The sequence below is a fragment of the Streptomyces sp. 13-12-16 genome (assembly GCF_002114215.1).
Classification (GTDB): domain Bacteria; phylum Actinomycetota; class Actinomycetes; order Streptomycetales; family Streptomycetaceae; genus Streptomyces.
In genome coordinates, this window is sequence record NZ_NCTE01001014.1 from 1 (window position 1) to 2,490 (window position 2,490).

The 2,490-nt window shown below is 72.6% G+C and carries 4 protein-coding genes; all 4 read left to right on the forward strand.

Annotated features, from left to right (window positions below; translation table 11 throughout):
- The first annotated feature begins 312 nt into the window (after positions 1–312).
- Complete coding sequence (locus B7767_RS34210) at positions 313–753, forward strand: ATP-binding protein (protein ID WP_085575493.1); 441 nt, start codon at positions 313–315, stop codon at positions 751–753.
- A gap of 194 nt (positions 754–947) precedes the next feature.
- Positions 948–1,811: a SigB/SigF/SigG family RNA polymerase sigma factor gene (locus B7767_RS34215; RefSeq protein ID WP_085575494.1), complete on the forward strand. Its 864-nt coding sequence runs from the start codon at positions 948–950 to the stop codon at positions 1,809–1,811.
- 32 nt (positions 1,812–1,843) lie between these two features.
- The gene (locus tag B7767_RS34220) at positions 1,844–2,074 is read left to right on the forward strand and encodes a DUF5133 domain-containing protein (RefSeq protein WP_085575495.1); all 231 of its coding nucleotides are present in this window, start codon (positions 1,844–1,846) and stop codon (positions 2,072–2,074) included.
- 28 nt (positions 2,075–2,102) lie between these two features.
- Positions 2,103–2,490, forward strand: a 388-nt coding sequence (locus tag B7767_RS34225) for a hypothetical protein (protein ID WP_085575496.1), incomplete at its 3' end; no start/stop codon positions are given.

The following is a 2,490-nucleotide window of genomic DNA, read 5'->3' on the forward strand; positions in this document are numbered from 1 at the left end:
CACCCCGCGCACCTCGGCGTCGCGCGCCGCGCCGGGATCGCCGGTGCCCGCCCGCCCGAGCTCGTCGCCCCGGGCCCGCCAGGTCCGCTCCTCCTGGGCCGCGCAGGCCCGCGCCCGCTGGATGCGCCGCATCAGTTCGTCCGAGTCCACCACATCGGTCATACCGTTCGCGTACCCCCGTGCGCCGATCGGATGACAGGCATTCAGCGAACGGCCGGGAGGTTTGCCTCTACCGGGACAGGTGAGCCGAAAAGGGAGGTCCGAGGCATTCTCCACCTACTTCGTCTTCGTCACCGACCAGGGAGCCGCACGATGTGTGAGGAGTACACGACCCAACCCCTCGACCCGCCCGGCGCGCACCGGGCCGGACCCCCTTGCCCCTGCCGTCCGGCCGAGGTCCGCGAGGCCGTCACACGGGCGGTGTCCGAACGCTGCCGGGCCACCCGGACCCCCTGCGACACCGAGGCCCTGGCGGACGTCCTGCTCGTCGCCTCCGAACTCACCACCAACGCCATGCTGCACGGTGGCGGGATCACCGACTTCCAGGTCGACGTGAGCGGTCCCGGAGTGCGCCTGTCGGTGAGCGACCGCAGCGACGAACTGCCCGTCGTCGTGCCTCCGGCCGACCGGCAGGGACGCCGCCGTCCGGGCGGTCACGGCTGGCCCATCGTGTGCCGGCTGTCCCGCGACATCCGGGTGTCCGACCTGCCCGCCGGAGGCAAGTGCATCACCGCCGTGGTCCCCCTGTCCTGACCAGCCGGAACGGGCACCGGCAGATCGCGTGAAGAAGTGGAGTTTGTTCCACCGGCAAGGGGGCAATCGGAGGTTCGTGCTTCGGACCGGAGGCGCGCCAGCGGGAGTGGTACGGCTGCTGTGGACCCTCCGGGCGTCCTGGTGACGGCCCTCCCGCGGTAGATCCCTGAAACCACCGTTCGGGAGCGAACCGCATGCTCATTGACACGACCGCCCATCGTTCCGGCCCCTCCGACACGACGGCCGCCGCCCCCCGCCGGCGGCACGACGACGCCCCCGACACCGCCGCCCTCTTCACCCGGCTGGCCTCCCTGGAGGACGGCCCCGAGCGGGACGCCGTCCGGGACGAGCTCGTCACCGCGTGGCTGCCCATGGCCCACCGCATCGCCGGCCGCTTCCGCGACCGCGGCGAGGCCGTCGAGGACCTGCGCCAGGTGGCCGCCCTGGGCCTGGTGAAGGCCATCGACCGCTTCGACCCGAGCCGCGGGGCCTTCGAGAGCTACGCCGTCCCCACCATCACCGGCGAGGTCAAGCGGCACTTCCGCGACCGGATGTGGGCCCTGCGCGTGCCCCGCCGGGTGCAGGAACTGCGCAACAAGGTGCGGGTGGCGCGGCGCGAACTCACCCAGAACCCCGGCAGCCCCGAGCCGTCCGTGGCGGCGATCGCCGCCCACACCGGACTGACCGAGGACGAGGTCAGTGCCGGCATGGAGGCCCTGGAGAGCTTCAGCACCCTCTCCCTGGACGCGGAACTGTCGTCCGACGACGACGGCTACAGCCTCGCCGACACCCTCGGCGCCGCGGACGCCTCCTACGACGTCGTCGTCGACCGGGAGTCCGCCAAGGAGGGCCTGCGCAGGCTGCCGGAGCGTGAGCGCGCCATCCTCTACATGCGGTTCTTCGAGGACATGACCCAGAGCCGGATCGCCGACCGGCTGGGCATCTCCCAGATGCACGTCTCCCGCCTCATCAGCCGCAGCTGCGCCCGGGTGCGCGCCGACGTGATGGGACAGCGCACCGGCCGCCGCGGTACCGGCGGACACTCGGCGACGGCGTGAACGACGCCCGCCCCCACCAGAGAGCGAGACACATGCTGAAGCCCCACCCCACCGTGCTGCGCCGGCTCGTCGAGGAGTACGAGGCCCTGACGGCGCCCGGAGGCGGACCGGCCGGCCCGGACCCGCGGATCGGCGACCTGGCCTACACCCTGTGCGTGTCGACCGGCACCCGGGACGTACGCCACGCGCTCACCACCGCGCGCGGCTGGCTGGCGACGGCCGGGCAGGACGCGCCCGGAGCCGGTGCCCCGGCCGCCGTATGACCCGCGGTGTGCGGGGAACCCGAAGCGGATGAGCGAATCCGAGATTCCCCCGGAAGGCAGGCCCGTGGACGTCTATCTCGACCTCCTGCGGGTCAGGATGGACACCGAGGACTACCGGCTTCTGCTCCACGTGGTGGAGCCGGTCCTCCAGGCGATCGAGGAACACCGGCTGTCCGGCATGGACCTCGCGCTGGACGGTGGGGACGAGGAACTCCCCCAGGAGGTGCGCGACGAGGCCGCCCTCGTCATCGCCACCGCCGTCACCGGCCGCCTGGACAACGAGGTGGTCGAGCTGGAGGTCGACGAGACCGGACCGGTCCGGGTGGTCACCGACGCGGCGACCGCCGCCGACCCCTCCCGCCTGGACGAGATCGCCGACTACATCAGGGACCGCCACCGCCAGAACGAGGAGCTAC